General features: G+C 56.0%; 13 protein-coding genes. 3 read left to right on the top strand and 10 right to left on the bottom strand.

Annotated elements, in window-relative coordinates; translation table 11 throughout:
- Positions 1-233 precede the first annotated feature (233 nt).
- Positions 234-884 carry a GNAT family N-acetyltransferase gene (locus AQ996_RS08480; RefSeq protein ID WP_055252465.1) on the top strand — a complete coding sequence of 217 codons (651 nt, stop codon included), beginning with the start codon at positions 234-236 and terminating at the stop codon, positions 882-884.
- A 758-nt stretch (positions 885-1,642) separates the two neighbouring features.
- Positions 1,643-1,834 (top strand): hypothetical protein, encoded by a 192-nt coding sequence (locus AQ996_RS08475; protein ID WP_055252464.1) that lies wholly within the window; start codon positions 1,643-1,645, stop codon positions 1,832-1,834.
- 36 nt (positions 1,835-1,870) lie between these two features.
- Here the strand turns inward: AQ996_RS08475 and AQ996_RS08470 are convergent, their stop codons facing one another.
- From AQ996_RS08470 to ptcA, 5 genes are all read right to left on the bottom strand, one after another.
- The gene (locus AQ996_RS08470; protein WP_055252463.1) at positions 1,871-3,280 is read right to left on the bottom strand and encodes an APC family permease; all 1,410 of its coding nucleotides are present in this window, start codon (positions 3,278-3,280) and stop codon (positions 1,871-1,873) included.
- Entirely contained in the window at positions 3,270-3,452 is a 183-nt protein-coding gene (locus AQ996_RS08465) for a hypothetical protein (RefSeq protein ID WP_055252462.1), read from the bottom strand. The genes AQ996_RS08470 and AQ996_RS08465 overlap by 11 nt, the downstream gene beginning before the upstream one ends.
- Before the next feature lie 367 nt (positions 3,453-3,819).
- A complete protein-coding gene (locus AQ996_RS08460) occupies positions 3,820-5,025 on the bottom strand; it encodes an agmatine deiminase family protein (protein ID WP_055252461.1) in 1,206 nt (401 codons plus the stop codon).
- Between the two features lie 370 nt (positions 5,026-5,395).
- Positions 5,396-6,835 carry an APC family permease gene (locus AQ996_RS08455; RefSeq protein WP_055252460.1) on the bottom strand — a complete coding sequence of 480 codons (1,440 nt, stop codon included), beginning with the start codon at positions 6,833-6,835 and terminating at the stop codon, positions 5,396-5,398.
- Positions 6,836-6,967: 132 nt separating this feature from the next.
- A complete protein-coding gene (ptcA, locus tag AQ996_RS08450) occupies positions 6,968-8,041 on the bottom strand; it encodes a putrescine carbamoyltransferase (RefSeq protein WP_055252459.1) in 1,074 nt (357 codons plus the stop codon).
- A gap of 328 nt (positions 8,042-8,369) precedes the next feature.
- On the opposite strand from ptcA, the gene AQ996_RS08445 reads away from it, so the two are divergent.
- The gene (locus AQ996_RS08445; RefSeq protein WP_055252458.1) at positions 8,370-9,335 is read left to right on the top strand and encodes a response regulator transcription factor; all 966 of its coding nucleotides are present in this window, start codon (positions 8,370-8,372) and stop codon (positions 9,333-9,335) included.
- Between the two features lie 319 nt (positions 9,336-9,654).
- Here AQ996_RS08445 and AQ996_RS10030 read toward each other — a convergent pair whose 3' ends face one another.
- From AQ996_RS10030 to AQ996_RS08420, 5 genes are all read right to left on the bottom strand, one after another.
- Positions 9,655-10,008, bottom strand: coding sequence for a hypothetical protein (locus AQ996_RS10030; protein ID WP_055252457.1), 354 nt, complete (start codon positions 10,006-10,008; stop codon positions 9,655-9,657).
- A gap of 2 nt (positions 10,009-10,010) precedes the next feature.
- Entirely contained in the window at positions 10,011-11,924 is a 1,914-nt protein-coding gene (locus AQ996_RS08435) for an ATP-binding cassette domain-containing protein (RefSeq protein ID WP_148315922.1), read from the bottom strand.
- A gap of 124 nt (positions 11,925-12,048) precedes the next feature.
- Positions 12,049-13,560, bottom strand: a complete 1,512-nt coding sequence (locus AQ996_RS08430; RefSeq protein ID WP_055252455.1) for a LuxR C-terminal-related transcriptional regulator — start codon at positions 13,558-13,560, stop codon at positions 12,049-12,051.
- 671 nt (positions 13,561-14,231) lie between these two features.
- A complete protein-coding gene (locus AQ996_RS08425; RefSeq protein ID WP_055252454.1) occupies positions 14,232-16,454 on the bottom strand; it encodes an FtsX-like permease family protein in 2,223 nt (740 codons plus the stop codon).
- Entirely contained in the window at positions 16,444-17,229 is a 786-nt protein-coding gene (locus AQ996_RS08420; protein WP_055252453.1) for an ABC transporter ATP-binding protein, read from the bottom strand. Before AQ996_RS08420 ends, AQ996_RS08425 begins: the two co-directional genes overlap by 11 nt.
- Positions 17,230-17,355 lie beyond the last annotated feature (126 nt).

The raw sequence follows: 17,355 nt of genomic DNA, 5'->3' as shown, positions 1-17,355 counted from the left end.
GGCCGTCGCGAGGAAGCGGCTCAGGGCGATATACGCCGTGATGCGCGACCGGGTGCCCTACCGGGAGTAGCCCCGACGGTTGACAAAACTATAGGAACACCCAATGACTATCCTCGTGATCCCTTTTCCTCCGCCCCCGAAGGATCGGGGCTCGTCTGCCGAATGGTTGCTGCAGCGGCGGTGCGCCCATGTCACACTCAGAGGTGGCCTGACCCTACCTGGAAGGAGCCTCCGTGAGCCTTGACAACGTAACCCTGCGCGCCGCCACGCTTGATGACCTGACCGGCATCGCCGCCATCTACAACCAGCTGTGGTGCAACACGCTACGCAACCGCGGCGACGTCGAAGCTGCCGATTTCTGCGCGCGCTTCAACATCGCCATGCAGCTGCAGCGCTCCCCCATCGCGCTTGTCGCCGAGGCCGAGGGCCGCATTATCGCCGCCTGCTGCATCGGCATCTTCGAGAACGGCAAGCCGCGTACCAACCCCACGTGGGTACCCTGCTACGACGAGATGTTCGCCCAGGCAACCGAGATGGCAAAGACTGCCGACGCCAAGCTCGAGGGCTCGCTCTTTGGCGACAGCCGTGAGAAGGCAACGGCCGATCGCTTTGCCGCCACGGGCAACGAGTATGCCCAGGGCCAGCTCAACCTGATCATCATTGTGCCCAAGTGGCAGGGCAAGGGACTCGGCCGCGAGCTCATCGACCTTGCGCGCGCCGAACTCGCCAAAGACGGGTGCACCAAATTCTTCCTGATGAGCGACTGCAACTCTGACTGGCAGTTCTACGAGCACCTCAACATGAAGCGCATCCTGGAGGATCACAGCCAAGACACCGGCGACGGCTTTATCGTCTACATGTACGGAGGCGACACGCAGGATTAGCCTGAGTGCCGCCTCATGGCTTTCTCCAAAACAGCCCAAACCAATCAGCCACGCCAAAAGGGACATGCCAAAAAGGGACAGGTTTATTTTGGCAGGTTTTATCTGGGCAAACGCCAACCGCCGCGAGGGAAGTTGCCTTCCCTCGCGGCGGTCTTCTAGCAGCCAAAACCAAGTGAGTAGACTTTTTGCAGGAAGCCGAGCACACCCCAAATCGCCACAGCGCTGACCTGCGGTTTTATTGAGCACTTGTCGTGCTGTGCTCGGCAGATCCAAAAAAGTCTACTCACTTGGTTTTGAGGCGCTCCAGATAGGCAAAAAACGCCGCGAAAGGGGTCCGATCCTCTTCGCGGCGGTTGTTCGCGCTGGTTTTGAGGCGGTTTTGCCCGCTTGCTACTCGCTGTAGCGGGCAGCGATGGCAGTTCGCACCATGCCGGCGCTCATAAGGCAGGCCCCCGACGACTACAGCAGCACACGCCATAATCTGACAGTATCATTTGCCATAATCTTGCAGTAGTGTTTTCCATAATCTAATAGTAGCCCAGTTCAGAGGCGTTATTGGATAGTAACCTATAACCGTTTTAGAACGTCCCCGACGACTGCCTGGGAGCGATAACAGGTATTATCTGGTCAAACCCCAAATCCACCACAAAGGTGCCTGTCCCCTTTGTGGTGGTTTGGAGCTCTCCGCGGCGGGATGTTAGACTTGCGGCGTACACATTCGCGCTAAAACACGGGTCGCATGCAGGAAAGGAGATGCCATGGCGCCTATCGCACTGCTCAAAATACTCGTTGCCCCTGCCGCCAAGGCCATCGTCCACCTGAGCGACTCACTTACCTACAATGACGTCCCCTGTGTCGTCGAGGAGCGTTCGGACAGCTGCCCCTACCTGGGCCACGTCCCCTACTTTGCGCCTAAGCTCGTTTCCGATCCCGAGCACCGCGAACAGTAATCCAAGATGCACCAAGCGCTGCGCAACTCGCGGCGCTTACTGTTTTGGTGCAAAGTAACCTGACCCCCGTGCACCAACGCCGGGATTGTCGACGCTTCGGCCGCGGCGCGATATGAGGCGCGAAACCTCGCCCAATAACAGGCCAATCACTACGCCCGCGAGAATCGGCAACTTTGCCATCTCGGCAGGTGAGCTGTTGAGCGGCACAATCGTAGCAACAATCGAAAGCACGAGCTCCACCACGGGAATCGCAAGCGCCACCGCAAGCACCTTGCCCTCGAAAGGCGCACGGAACACACGCGAGCGATTATCGTGCTTGCGCAGACGCCAAAACGCTGGAAACATGGGGATATAGCTCATGAGCAGAAAGACGACGTTCATCGAGAAGAAGACCCAAAAGACGTCGGAACCCTCACCCAGCGGAATCTGGAGCAGCAGCACCAAGCTGGCAAAACAGCCGTTAATGAGCGCCGAGCCGTTGGGCATGCCGGTCTTTTTGGACACCAACGCAAAGGGACGCGGCATGTTGCCATGGCGCGCGGCATAGCTCGCTACGTTGTTGACGCCAAAGCTCCAGCAGATCATATTGGCGAACAGCGTCACCAAAAAGGCCACGCCCACGACCATCGTCAGCGGGTGGGTGCGCCCCACCATAGCGGCGACTGCGTCCACAATGCCCGAATCGAGTGAAAGCTGCTCGGCGGGAACCGCGGCTCCAATGCCAATGCCGCAAATGATGTAAATTGCCGCAATGGCCACGCCACCGGCAATAACCGCCTTGGGGATATCGCGCGACGGGTTCTTCATCGTGCTGGCAAAAGTCGCGACCACTTCGAAGCCCATAAAGTTGAACAGGATAATCGATAGGTACGTCAACGAATTGGTGTCGCCCAGATCTGGAATGAAGGTCTTAAATGACATGTCGTTGGCAAAGCCGTTATTGCAGGCAAACCAAATGCCGACGATTCCCACCACAGCGGTAATGAGCACCTTGATGACGGCGCCGCCGTCCATAACCCAATCGGCCTCGGCCACCGGCTGCATTGCCATGACCGTGACGCCCCACACAAAGGCAATCTCGATGGCAATTCGGATCCCGAGTGAGAACTCGATACCCCACACCGCATTAATGACACTGGGGAACATGCAGGCGATACTTGCCGCCCACAGCGGAAAGTTAACCCAGTAGCACCAAGAGCAACGGGCACCCCAACGGTCGCCCAGGCCCAAGCGAACCCAATCGTACAGGCCGCCCTCGGAATCAAACGCCGTACCCAGCTCGGCCACCACCAGACCATAGGGAAGCAAAAACGTAATGATAAGGAAGATCCACCAGAAGAACTGCACGTTGCCCATGGCAGATGCCGGAGCCGCCGCCTCGATGGTAAACACGACGCAGATAACCGAAAGGATGACCTCGATCAGGGAGAACTTTTTACCTGCCATGGCGCGCGCCCCCTACAGCAAAAAGGATGGCATCTGTACCGAAGGCGCAGCCCAAGGTAGGGTTGCAGGCCGCGTCACCGGTACAGGTGCCATCCCAAAGAGAGGAGAGGATGCAGTTGTTGGACCAACGCTCGCGGAACAGACGCGTGTAGATGACGATACGCTGGTACATAGATACTCCGATCAAAACGGCCGCGTTCGCGACCGGGAACTTTCGGCAATTGAAAACGCGTCTGACCTGGGAAATTCAAGCGAACAATTGGCCTAACCCGCAAAAAATCCCAGGCCAGACGCGTATTCAATCAAAGAAAAAAGGCACTCCGATGTGGAGGCAACGGAGTGCCCAAAGAAAACCCAACCGACCAAGACATCAAGCAGCAGCCCATCAATGCCCCGAGATGGGATGACACGCCACCTGTCCGATTGATCGACTGGGTTTTCGAGGTGCGGCAGATTGCCCTGAAAGAGGAGGGCATTGACCTTAAGGGTCATGCCCGACGATTGGAGGGCAAGGTGCCGTGCCTCGGGAAGACAAACAGTTACGCCGAGGGCTCCTGCTGCGTAATGCAGTGGATATTGCCGCCGCCGAAGACGACCTGCTCGGACTGAACGCCGACGCACTTGTAGACGCCCTCGCCCCAGACCTCGTCATAGATCTTCTGGAGCGTGTCAACGGCCAACTGGTCGTTCTCGTCGCCGTACTGCGGGACGATAACGCCGTGGTTGGTGACCAGGTAGTTCATGTAGGAGGCGATCAGCGGCTCGTCGGGAACGCGCGGCTCGGCGTTCTCGTCGGCGTCGATGGTGTCGCAGGAAGCCTGGTCCATGAACAGCGGGTTCACGGGCATGCAGAGCTTGTAGACCTTCATCTTGCGGCCCTTGGCGTCGACGGCGTTGGAGAGGGTCTCGTAGGCAGCGTGGCACTGCTCGTAGAACGGATACTCGGGATCGTCGGTCCAGATGCAGGCCATGACGCCCGGGGCGATGAACGTGGCGACGTCATCGATGTGGCCGTTGGTCTCCTCGGGGTCGATGCCCTCCTTGACCCAGATGACCTTCTCGACACCCAGGTAATCCTTGAGGTGCTCGTCCATGTAGGCGCGAAGCTCCTCGCTCCAGGGCTCGAACTTCTTGTGGTACTTGGGCCAGATGGACTCGGGATCCTCTTCCTCCTCCAGAACCGCAGAGCAGGTGCGGCCCGGGGAAAGCAGGCACTGGTCGGTCACGACAAGGGTGCCCTCGCCGTCGACGGTGATGGAGCCGCCCTCGAGGATCATGTCATCGGGACGATAGCGACGGCAGCCGGAGAGCTCAGCCATCTTAAGGGCGATCTGCTCGTCCTTGTCCCACGGGAAATAAAGGCCGTCGACGAGACCGCCGTAGGCGTTGAAGTGCCAGTGGTTGGCGCGCTTCTCGCCCTTGCCGTTGATGACGTAGGTGGCGGCGGTGTCCCGGAACCAGGCGTCGTCGGTGGTCATCTCGATGACGGTGACGTTCTCGTCGTTCTCGAAGACGGCCTTGCAGTTGGCGTAGTCGGCCTGATTGGCGCACATGGTGACCGGGGTGAACTCGGCGATGGCGCGGGCGATGGCGGCATACTGCTTCTGGGCCGGCTTGGCGCCGTGGGCCCAGGTGTCGGTGCGGTGGGGCCAGCCCATCCACACGCGATCCTGCGGGGCGAACTCGGCGGGCATGAAGAAGCCGTCGGCCTTGGGAGTGGACTCGGACTCGGTAATCGTACGCATAAGATTTCCTCCAAATCGAACGATCGCTTGCCGCGGGCGGGTTACCCGCGGCCTAAAAACCAAGAGATAGTGGGTGCCCGTCCCCCGGCAAAGGTCGGGGCGCCCGGTACCGGTTTTCACGGAGTCGCACCGGCGAGCGACGACGTAGCCAAGTGCGCGGAGACATACGCACGAAGGATACGAAAGAGAGAGGTTGGGGCGGGCGGTGGTTACCGGAGCTATCGCTCGCACCCGCCCCAGGAAATAGTGAGCAAATTTGTCGCTTTGGGCACGCCCCCGAAGAGGCTAGCGTGCCCGGAGTCGGGAGCGACAAGCCCGACGAAGCGTACTTTGGTACGCGAGGAGGGTTGGAGCCCCGAATCCGGGTGCTCTAGTCCTCTTCGGCCTCGGCGGCCTCCTCAGCGAGTCGCTGAGCAGCCAGCTCAGGGGTGAGACCCTTGTACTCGGTCTCGCGGCCCTTGGCGCTGACGACGCGGACGACCTCGCCGATGAGCACGAGCACGATGAAGATAACGATCATCGGGACCTTGTCGCCAATTTCATCGACGGAGAACGGAGCCAGCGTTGCAACGATGGCCAGGATCAGCTCGATGCAGGGGATGGCCAGCATAACCTTCATCATGGCGCCCTTGAACGGGAACGTGAAGATGCGCTCACGGTTCGGGTCGTTCTTACGAAGGTTGAGGAACGCCGGGAACATCGGGATGTAGGTGAGCAGCAGGAAGACGACGGAGGTGCCGAAGAGCATCCAGAAGACACCGTTGGAGATGGCGTCGATGGGAACCAGCTGCAGGCACAACACCAAGGAGGCAACGATAGCGTTGACCAGGTTGGCGCCGTTGGGCATATCGTCGTCAGAGATCATCGAGGCGAAGACCTTGGGCATGTTGCCGTGCTCGGCAGCGTAGCGAGCAACGGAGTTAACGCCGAAGGACCAAGCGGCCATGTTGGCGAACAGGGTGATCAGGAAGGCGATGCAGATGACCTTAAAGATCATGGAGTCGCCCACCATGGTCTGGACTGCGACAATCATGCCATAGTCGGGGTCGATGGAATCGGCCGGCACAGCAGCGCCGATGCCAAAGCCAGCGAACAGGTAGATCACAGCGATGGACAGGCCACCGACGATGATAGCCTTGGGGATATCGCGAGCGGGATCGGCCATGTCGTCGGTCATGGTGCAGATGACCTCGAAGCCCATGAAGTTAAAGATGATGATCGACAGATAACCGAGAGCGTTGGTGTTGGTGAGCTCGGGCAGGAAGGTGGCAGCGGACATGTCGTTCGCAAAACCGTTCTCCATGGCATACCAAATGCCCAGAGCGCCAACGATAACCGCGACGGCGACCTTGATGATGGCGCCACCGTTAAGGACCCACTCGGAGTCGGACGCCTTGGAGCGGCCCATGAGGTAGACGATCCACACAAAGGCAAGATCGATACCCATCTTGGCGATCAAATTGAACTCGACGCCAAAGACCATGCCCAAAATGTCGGGGAACATAGTGGCCAGCGAGGCAATCCACAGCGGGTAGTTAACCCAGTAGTAGTACGAAATGCGGGCGCCCCATTTGTCGCCCAGGCCATCGCGTACCCAGTCGTAAATGCCGCCCTCGCCGTCATAGGTAGTACCGAGCTCGGCAACAACCATGCCATAAGGGAGCAGGAAGGTCAGGATCAGGAAGATCCACCAGAAGAACTGCTGGTTGCCAATGGCAGCAGCAGGAGCGGCGGCCTCGCAAACGAAGACGACGCAGATGATGGTCGAAATGACCGTCAAGAAGGAAAGCTTTTTCTTTCCGTCGCTCATGATGAGCTCCTTCGCTCAGTCTTGGACAGATCCGAGGCCCAAGGTACTAAGGCAATTGCTTGAGCCTCGGTGAGCGGGCGACAGGAGACGAGTATCCGCCGCCCGCAAACGTACTTTTAGCGGCCTTGAGGCTTAGAGCTGCTCGAGAGCCTTGAGAGCGGCGTGGAGCTCAGCCTTGGCGGAGTACTCGACACCCTCGTCGTTGAGCGGGGTGCGCTTGCCCAGGGCGGCAAGGAGAGCGCGGATGGAGTGCTTGCGGTTCTCGGCCTCAACCCAGCACAGGGAGCGCTCAGGGTCGTCCATGACCTCGTCGACGACCTCCTCGTTGCGGGTGGCCGGCAGGCAGTGCATGAACTTGGAGTTGGGGCCGGCAAAGTTCATCATGTCCATGGTGACCTGATACTTGGGATAGAACACGTCCATGTAATTCTCGCCCGAGACCTCCTCGTCGTACAGGCCATACCACACGTCGGTGTAGATGAAGTCGGCGCCCTTGATGCACTCGATGTCGTCGGAGATGACGATGGAGCCACCGGAGACCTTGCAGTTCTCCTCGGCGATGGCCATCATCTGCTTGCCGAACTCGGCGCGCTCCTCAACGGTGCCAACGTGCAGGCCGCCGTCGGGGACCTGGTGGCCCTTAGGTCCAAACTGGACAAACTTCATGCCGACCTTGGAGGCGATGAACATGAGGGAGACGCAGACCTGGGTGGCGTCACCGATGAAAGCCAGGGTGCAGTCCTCGATCTTCTTACCCTCGGGGAGGTTCTCGAGCATGGTCATGAGGTCGCCCATCTCCTGCGTGGGATGGTTGAACTCGGACATGCCATTGATGACGGGCACAGCGGAGCCCTCGGCGAGGCCGACGACGTCCTTGTGACGGTCAACGCGAGCCATCATGATGTCGAGCAGCGAGCCCATAACGCGAGCGGTGTCGCCCAGGGACTCGTGACCGCCGAGTTGGATGGTGCCAGGGCCATAGAACTGAGCATGGCCGCCGAGGTCGGTCATAGCGGTCTCGAAGGAAAGACGGGTGCGGGTGGAGACCTGCTGGAAGATCATGCCAAGGCTCTTGTTGCGGAGCAGGTGCGGATAATAACCGTCAACCTTGATGGCCTTCTTCATTGCCAGGCCAAGATCCTCGATAGCCAGGATCTGCTCTTTGGTGAAGTCATTGGTGTCGATGAAATCCTTAGGCAGTGCCATGTCAATTTCCTTTCCGCCGGTCTTGCCGACTATTACTATGAGACGCTCGAACATCACGCCTCGTGTTGACAAGACCATCATTCACCCGTATGCAATTTTTACCTAGTTTATTCGGGATTAAAGACCGTTCACGGAGTTACACCCCCTCTAAACCAATATAAACCCGCAGGTAGACAGCTTGCAGGGGTTTACTATCTAGAACCGCAAACGGTATACGGCTATGCTGTATCTCGGCGCCCAATCCGCAATGTAACGAAGGGTTGAGACGTCTATATCCCACAAGATATACAGGACTCGGCCAGAGATAAATGAGATGGGACGGTGACAGATGAACACCCTGATGTTCTTCTATACCCTAGCGATTCTCCTGATTTGTATTGTGACGGCAGTGCTTTCGCTTGCCGCCTATGCCTCGTCTCGCCGACGGTTCTTTATCTATGGCAGCGGCGTATTTATCTGCTATGCCATCGAGATGACCGAGATTTTCTTTTTTGAATACACGCTGCAAAACCAGAGTTTTCCAGCCAGCGACTATTACTCAATTATCATGCCTGCGTTGCGGACGCTTGTGGCAACCGCTTCACAAGCTTTTATTTGGCTCATTGCCATGGACTTGCTCGACAAACATTCAAAAAAGCAGTTTGTAATTCCCGTCGCAACGTTCTTCCTGAGCGAGCTGCTGATCATTGTCGCTGTCCCCTACGGCCCCATGCATCAATGGCTCTACTACACGATGCGTCAGGTATTCCTTGTATTTGTGGGGCTCTATATCTTTTGGACGGCGCATAAAAGCACGCAGGTCGAGCTTAAGGCGCGCGTCAACAATCAACGAAAGCACCTCATTATCGGCGCCATTCTGGTCGGGTGCATCGTTGCCGAGGACTTCTACAACATCTTGGTCGTCCCCATGAGCCTGGCACCCTCCTGGCTGCAGCTGTACCTATCCGAGCGCAACTTTAGCGAGAATATCTTTGCGTGCTACTTTGCGATCCTGCTGATTATCTATGCCTATCACGTGCTTTCGATTCGCATGCAGGAGGCACCCGAGGAAAAGAACGTCAGCGATCTTGATCGACACATCGAAGAGCAGATGCCCTTCTACCGCAACGCCTACAGGCTCTCCAACCGCGAGGCCGAGGTTTTGCGTCTGGTTGTGCTGGGCAAATCGAACCAAGAGATCGCCGACGAGCTATTCCTTGCCGTAGGCACCGTCAAGACCCACATCCACAACATCCTGGTCAAAACCGAGCAGCAAAACCGCACGACGTTGATCCTCCACTTCTGGAAGCGATAACCTACCAAAAAGGGACAGGTTTATTTTGGCAGGTTTTATCTGGGCAAACGCCAACCGTCGCGAGGGGAGCTGCTTTCCCTCGCGGCGGCCTTTTGACTCACAATTTCTTTCGTCTCAATCTGTAACATATGGAGGCCAAATCGCCGTCTTACTGTTACAGATCGAGACGAGTTACAGAGCGCGCGTCGAATAATCTCGATCTGTAACAGGTGGAGGCGTTTTTGCCAGCCAGATGTTACAGATTGAGATAAACGAAGGAGCTGCAGCGTTAAACAAGTTCACTGCAAAGTTATTCGGAAAGACCCGATCCTAGAGTTATCTACCAGGTACGATATGTGCACTGATATTTTGTCTCAAACCCGGGCATCCCGTTGCCGCGTGGGCTTAACGCTGCACCCGTATAGAGAATCGTTTGCCCCGTACGAGAATACGAAGTTTTGAAAGACAGCCTCTTGTATGTCTGATCGAAACAGTCAATATTCTCACTCGGGTGGTTTGCAGTGGAGAACGATTTGTAGGTGTCCAAGACATCCGCCGTCACAAGACGACAAGGTGCAACAGAACCTGCATCTGGTTGCGCCGTCGCATAAACGGGAATTGCGACCATCGACAGAGTAAGCATAAAACATGCGAACATTGCCTTCACAAAGTTCTTCGTTACATGGCGTTTCATGGTTATCTTCCTTTCCTAGTTTCACTGTCGTTCGTCTTGAAAAGCTGCGTGTACACATTACCGATCCACTCCGAATCACCTCCCATTTCTCGGGTAACGACACGCGAGTCATCTCCTGTGAGCAATACGGCGGCATCACAGAGCGATTCGAGGTTTCCGATAAGATGAGAAGAGATGATGACATGTGCTCCCCTACCCGCTTCATCTCTAAGAGCATTCGAAACGATCGCAACGTGTCTCACATCAAGTGCATTCATGGGCTCATCCAAAAGGACGACTTCGCAATAGGACATATACGCCATCGCCACATTAAGTAATTGTCTATTTCCATCAGACAGCCTAGATACGGGCGTATTCATCAGCTCAGTCAAGTCAAAGCGATCAAGCACTTGGTCCAAAGTGCGAGGTGAATGCCAAATTTGCCTGCATCGGTCGAGATGAAAAGCAACGGTCATGTATGGAATCAACAGCGACGGCCTATTCGGAACCAAGAAGAATACCTTTCTCATTTCCTCACAGTCGACGCATAGTTTTGCATGAAAGCAGAGAGCACCTGACACGCGCACTGATGGCCCAGCATCTCCCCAAAGAGTATTAAGTAACGTAGTCTTGCCATGTCCATTTGGCGCGACAAGACCCCATATCTGGCCAGCGGTCATATCAAGCTGCAATCCCTTTACCAGCTGCTTTTTTCCAACCGTCAACGCATCCAGCGACAGAGAGAGCAAGCTTTTCTCGCCCAAACTATCCGGGCGAATATGGTTCCAGGCCCAACGATTCTTGCTTTTTAGACGCGAAAACGAGATGACTCCCAACGCGCAAACAACAAACGCGCCCATCACGGCAAAGAAGCAGTGCGATGCGCTGGCTTCAGGAACGAGAGATACCTCCGCTCCATTGGCGTAAGAAGCGCCGCCGAGCGCAAACGAAGAGGCAGAATAGCTCGACACCATATACGGCAGCAACGCATGCCATGGAGCATCTTTGCTCGCATAAAATGGAAGCTGGCTTATGCCCCCCACAAGAGCGATCACCATAGACGAAATGGCCCTGTTTCTGCTTCCGGCGTACACGCACACGCCCAAGCAAGCAAACATCATCGACAGCGCAGCTTCAAAGACGGCAAATAGCCCTAGCTGAACTAACACAGTTCTTTCGACTACGTCACCATACTGAATGAATACGACTGGGTACTCTGTCTGACCGACACCGTTAAACACCGTTGCCAATACAAAACAGGGAACCAACGCCAGAACCAAAACCACCGTCGATGCAATACCAGAGACGAGAACGCGGCATGCATTCATCTCTAACTTTGACAACAACGCCCGATCGTAGAACCGCTTTCCATCCCCCTCAAGCGACATATAGAGGACGAGGACCGGAACTAAAAGCCACGCTATTGCCGGAACAGCGCCGCAATAATATGCGAGAAGAATCATCCCAGGCATTTTTGTTGTTGAGCCGTACGATTCCGGATGGGGCAGCATCGCTATGGCTCGGGGAAGACGCCCTTGGGCCTCAAGCGATAACTCCGAATCAACGCCATTCAAATAACCGAGTCGGTATTCCTTGAGCAATAGATTGTCGTAATCGGCAATCGCATCGTAATACTCTCTGGAGTCTGCCTTGCTTTCAAGCGCTCGATCAAGGCACGCCCTTTCGTCGGCAATGATGCTGTTGAGCTCCTGTGGGGCAGTGTCATAAACGCCGTCAGAGACTTGAGAGACCAAAAGGGCTCTCTGATCTTCGATGGAAGCTCTACCATATAGATAATCCGCTCCCGTTGGAACGGATAGAAATACCGGGATGCAGAATACGAGCGCGAGCAGCGCCGTCAGCAACATAATTCCCCGGTTGTGCGCAAGTATTTCTAAATTAAGCCGTACATATGTGAGGCAATCACAAGTCTTCACAGTAAGCACCTCCGGATCGCAACGCACGGGTCGTCGGACCCGTTGTCCGGAAGTATCACCTTTATCGTCAGAACTGTCTGTAGACGCGTGGGATGGATTTACAATCTTGTTTGTCTACAGGCTTCTACCTGCTATTTTCTATAACATCTGCTATAAGACTAAAAACCCTATCTCTAAGTTCACGCTCTGAGTGAACTCCAAGCAAGGCATAGCTCTTGCTCTTGGCCTCTTTGACGGTTCCCCGAGCAACGTTAAGATGCGCACAAATCTCGGCGGTTCTATTACCATCAAAAACGCATGCCATGATGTCGGCATAAAGCGGCGTGAAGCCAAGCCTCAAGAAAGCCTCACGCACGACATCGCGTCGATCAGCCGCCCGAACTGTATCTTTCGAACGCAAGAATAGCAGCGAATAAGCCATAAGGATAAGTACGACAAGGAACGCAGTCACGCGTAAAGCAAGCAAAAGGCCGCCAACGGCCTCACCGCTCCCAACGGACTCAAAGAAAATGTACAGCCGACTTACCACATCGTGAACCCAGAACGCTGCTCCAGCACCCACAGACACCGAAGAAAGAGTAAGTTCAGGCGAAAGGCACGAGTGCATTTCAGACATCCACCGTATAGCCGCACGGCAACACAGGGCCACAAGCACTATAGCTATCGATAGGATTATCGCATCATGCTCAAAGCCGAAATATACGAGGATTTCCTCGATGCCCATTCCAGACGCATACATAAACAAGAAGCAGGCGAAGACTATCCTGCAGTTCCGATTGGACGATGAGGGCCCCAGCGATTCTGAACGGTGATCATGGCCATTTGCTGCGTCAAGATGCCACGCATCCTTTGACAAAAGAAGCCCAGCGGTCGCCTCTGAAATGCTCTTATATCCGGTTTTAGTCAAGGCCCGCGACAAATAGGTACGGGCGGTAGACGGGGAAATGTCCAAGGCAGAAGCAATCTCCTCGTACGTTTTTCCCTCTATCCTCATAGAGAAAACCGCGAACTCCCTTTGAGAAAAACCCGAAGCCGCAGGGATATCGGCAACTGAAGAGTGCTTTCCTCCTAATTTGGCAGCCGCAGAAAAAGTGCTCGTTAAGTCTGGTAAAAATCGCGTTATGGCCCTGGCAAGAATGCTGCCCAAGGCGGTAACCAGAAGCAATACGATCTCTTGATGCCCACCAAAGCTCAGGAGCACAGCTCCGATGTTTATATTGCGCGAAAACAAACAATCCGTATCAAGAATAACGGCAGCATTACCAAACGCAAGAGGTTCGGCGAGCGAGGCAGCAACCCCCATCTCGGCGTTAACGGAAAGGAAAGAACCGATGGACTCCATCAACGGAACGAGAAGAAACTGAAGGCCAACAAGCAAAGCAATCAAGAGCACAACGGGGCCGTAAAGAGCGAGCTCAGGATACCCGTGGAGAGTAGGGTCATCGGCTACATGTTTCCCCTTTGATCCCGCACGCATGTTTGCGAATTCACCGCCAAGCGCCCAAGAACAGCAAGCGACAAGCAAGGGGGCTAGCAACAACAAAATGAACGCGAGCGCCGAAACCACAACATGAAATTGATGAAACACATTAAGAGATATCGTGTACATCAAAAGAAGTGCAATATCTGCGAGCATAAGTCCAAAAAGCCTTTTGGAAATACCCGGTCCCACGGGGCGAGAGATGAGGCCCACACAGAAGCCCGAAAGCAGATGCAGGCCGATAAGAACGGTGCCAGAAAGGCCCGCATAAATACTTGGCGCCACACAATACAGACCAGCCGCCCCTATAAACAACATAATTGGATGCCAGAGGAACGAGCCGTCACGTTTTGTAGGGTAGCCGCCTCGGTTACCATAAAATCAAAGCTCCTAGATAGCTTTAGGCTATTTTAACATCGTCCCCGGCGTAAAAAACTGTTACCCGAATTAATCAATGTGCCCCTTCCGCAAAAAGGCGCCACCCTGATCCTCCACTTTTGGAAGCGATAACCCGCCAAAAAGGGACAGGTTTATTTTGGCGGGTTTTATCTGGGCAAACGTCAACGGAGCCGCTTTCCCTTGCGGCGACTTTCTAACAGCAAAACCAAGTGAGTAGACTTTTTGCAGGAGGCCAAGCACGCCCCAAAACGCCACAGCGCTGACCTGCGGTTATACCGCGCATTTGTCGCGATGTGCTCGGCAAATCCAAAAAAGTCTACTCACTTGCATCTGAAAGGCATCCGATAGACAAAAAACCGCTGCGGAGGGAGTCCGACTCCCTCCGCAGCGGTTTTTCGCAGTGGCTTTGCGATGGTTTTACCCGCTTGTTACTCGCTGTAGCGGGTGGCGATGGCGGCTCGCACCATGCCGGCGCTCATGAGGTACGTCACCAGGAAGTAGCCGCCGTAGGCTGCCAGGAAAATCGCACAGGTAAGGCCCACCGTGCCACCGATGCTCATGTTGCCAAAGATGCTCACCAGCTCGATGATCACCTTGAGTGCCACAAAGGAGTGCGCCAGGCCCACTGCCAGCGGGAACAGGAAGAATACCGCTTGCTGTGCCATCACCGAATGGCGAATCTGGCGGTCGTCACAGCCAATCTGTGCCAGCACACGATAGCTGCGGCTGCCGTCGGCCACGTTGGAGAGTTGCTGGATCGACAGAATCGCCGCGCATGCAACGACCAATACAAAGCCGATGTAGATGGCTAGGTAGCTAATAAGACCGTTCATTTGCGCTGCTTGCGCGTACATCTCGGAGCGTGTGATGAAGATTCCCCACGATCCCGGCTCCTTGCCGTCAACGAGCAGATTGTCCAGCACAGTGTATTTAATACTCTCGTCTGCCTCGGTCGTATCCATCCCCTGTTTGTAGTTAACGAGCAGGCTACTGGAATACGGCTGCAGATTGAGTTGGGACAACAGCTCGTCGGCAACGACGACGGTACCCACGTTACTGCCCATCGCCGAGTTGGCGATGGCCGCCGTGTCCTCGTCCGACTTATCGGTTGCGGGCTTGAGCGTATGCCCGCCCAAGGTAAGGGCATGGCCGCCAGCCATATACTTGGTGTACAGGTCGACCAGCTCACCGCCCATATCACACGTAAGCAAGTACTGGTCGCGGCCAATGCTCACCGGCTCCTCGCCCATCATCTGGCGCAATTTGTTGTACTGACTTGCCGGCGTCACAGACAGGCCTGTCATGTCGGCGTTGCTGCCCTCGAACGCCTTGGGGAGCTTTTCGCCCATGGTCTTGCACATCTCACTTGGGATCACCGAAGGATTCGAGCCGCCAAGCGGGTAACTCAGATACGAATCGATCTGCACATGCTCACCGGCAACATCGGCGATATTGACCTTCTTGCCGGTCTCGTCGTTGTTGTCCGCCGACTTGTCCTTACGATCGCCGTGCCATGGATCGCCGTGCCATGCGGAGTACAAATCGACCGTACTATCGGCCAGCACCATGCGATCGGCCTCAGACGGATTGACGTACTCTTTGTAGTAGTCGAGCGTATCGGGCGTGTAATAGACATACGTCTGCGACATGTCGGCCGGATTATAGCGCTCCAGGTTCTCGTTCATCACGCTGGCAATCGACATACCGCAAGTCACAGAAATAATGGCAAGGAACAGAATCATCGCGATGACGCCCATCGAAAAGCACACCGTGTTGACCTTGGCCGCAAGCTGGCGCACGGTAAACATGTTGAGACCGCGCCAATACACGCCGCGCAGGCTCTGCAGCAGCTTGATGAGCATGCCCGAGAGTCCCCAGAACAGGGCAAAGGTGCCCACGGTAACCATAGCGGTCGTAATACCAAACTGGTTCATGGCCTCTTGCAGCTTGCTGTCCGTCGCGGTTAGCGGGAACCCATCACGTAGCAGACGGTAATAGGCCACGCCCACCAGCACCACGCCCACGGCAAAGATGGCAATCGCGATCCAGGGGTTGCGTGTCTTGATGGTCTCGTTGCGACGCTCGGCACCCATAAGCTCGATGAGTTTGGTACGACGCACGGCGCGGAGGTTCAGCAGTAGCGTGAGCACAAACATTACGAGCATACAGGCAAGGGTCAGGTTGAACGCATGCACCGAGAAAAAGAAGTGGAAATTAGCGATCTGCGTCTTAAAGAGCGAGGCGGTAAAGAACGTCATGAGCTGGGAGAGCCCCACACCCAGCATAATGCCAGCGACGAAGGCGCCGACCGAAACGATCACGGTCTCGAGCGCCATGATCGTGGCGACGCGCCCGCGCCCCATGCCGAGCACCTGGTACAGGCCAAACTCCTTTTTGCGGCGTTTCATGATGAAGTTATTGGCGTACACCATCAAAAAGGCCATGACACCGGCCAAAAAGTACGTCAGGTAGCCGAGCATACTGCCCATAACCTGCGCCAAGCCCTCTTCATCAATTCCGGCGATGTCGACCTGCATCGAGATGGTGTTAAAGGCATAGAAGACCGTGACGCCCAGGGTGAGCGTCAAAAGGTAGACGAGGTAGTCGCGGCCGGCGCGGCGGACGTTGCCCCAAGCGAGTTTACAGAGCATCGGAGCCCTCACCGCCCATCATGGCAACGACCTCCATAATGCGGTCGAAGAACTCTCGGCGGTCGGTGTCGCCGCGACGCAGCTCTGTGAAGATCTTGCCGTCGCGGATAAACAACACGCGGCTCGTGTAGCTGGCGGCAAAGCTGTCATGCGTGACCATGAGCACGGTGGCGCGCAGGCGGCGATTGAGGGCCTCCAGGCTCTCGAGCAGCAGGCGGGCGCTCTTGGAGTCGAGGGCGCCGGTGGGCTCGTCGGCCATGATCATGGTGGGGTCGGTGACGAGCGCGCGGCAGGCGGCAACGCGCTGCTGCTGGCCGCCGGACATCTGGTAGGGGTACTTGTCGAGCACTTGGCTGATGGACAGGCGCGCAGCCACATCCTGCACGCGGGTCGAGATCTCCGCCGAGTTCATACGGGCGATGGTGAGCGGCAGGGCGATGTTCTCGCGCGCCGTGATCGTATCGAGCAGGTTGGAGTCCTGGAAGATAAAGCCAAGCTCCTCGCGGCGGAACTGCGAAAGCTTGGCCTGCTTCATGCGCGTCACGTCCTGGCCGTTAATGCGGATGGTGCCACTCGTGGCGCTATCGATGGTCGACACGCAGTTGAGCAGCGTCGACTTGCCCGAGCCCGAGGCGCCCATGATGCCGACGAATTCGCCACGGTTGACGGTAAAGCTGACGTCGTTGAGCGCGCGGGTCACGTTGCCCAGCGCTCCATATACCTTTTCGAGATGCGCGACCTCCAGTACCGGGGTTGCCGTTTGCGTGGTTTGCATACCGAGTCCTTTCTTGCGATTAGTCTACGGCATCTATAGTCGCAAGAAGCCGAGTCGGCTACCATCGATATGGCTTACGCTTGCCTTACCGTTGCGTAAGGTAAGGGTAGTCTTTTTGGGACGGGG

Source organism: Collinsella aerofaciens (genome assembly GCF_001404695.1).
Taxonomy (GTDB): Bacteria; Actinomycetota; Coriobacteriia; order Coriobacteriales; family Coriobacteriaceae; genus Collinsella; species Collinsella aerofaciens_E.
This window is presented reverse-complemented; position numbering and strand designations above follow the sequence as displayed.

Coding starts and splice junctions, on each gene's coding strand:
- AQ996_RS08455 (WP_055252460.1), bottom strand. CDS start 6,835: ATGAGCGACGGAAAGAAAAAGCTTTCCTTCTTGACGGTCATTTCGACC.
- AQ996_RS08430 (WP_055252455.1), bottom strand. CDS start 13,560: ATGCTCGCAGATATTGCACTTCTTTTGATGTACACGATATCTCTTAAT.
- AQ996_RS10030 (WP_055252457.1), bottom strand. CDS start 10,008: ATGAAACGCCATGTAACGAAGAACTTTGTGAAGGCAATGTTCGCATGT.
- ptcA (WP_055252459.1), bottom strand. CDS start 8,041: ATGGCACTGCCTAAGGATTTCATCGACACCAATGACTTCACCAAAGAG.
- AQ996_RS08465 (WP_055252462.1), bottom strand. CDS start 3,452: ATGTACCAGCGTATCGTCATCTACACGCGTCTGTTCCGCGAGCGTTGG.
- AQ996_RS08470 (WP_055252463.1), bottom strand. CDS start 3,280: ATGGCAGGTAAAAAGTTCTCCCTGATCGAGGTCATCCTTTCGGTTATC.
- AQ996_RS08425 (WP_055252454.1), bottom strand. CDS start 16,454: ATGCTCTGTAAACTCGCTTGGGGCAACGTCCGCCGCGCCGGCCGCGAC.
- AQ996_RS08420 (WP_055252453.1), bottom strand. CDS start 17,229: ATGCAAACCACGCAAACGGCAACCCCGGTACTGGAGGTCGCGCATCTC.
- AQ996_RS08460 (WP_055252461.1), bottom strand. CDS start 5,025: ATGCGTACGATTACCGAGTCCGAGTCCACTCCCAAGGCCGACGGCTTC.
- AQ996_RS08445 (WP_055252458.1), top strand. CDS start 8,370: ATGAACACCCTGATGTTCTTCTATACCCTAGCGATTCTCCTGATTTGT.
- AQ996_RS08475 (WP_055252464.1), top strand. CDS start 1,643: ATGGCGCCTATCGCACTGCTCAAAATACTCGTTGCCCCTGCCGCCAAG.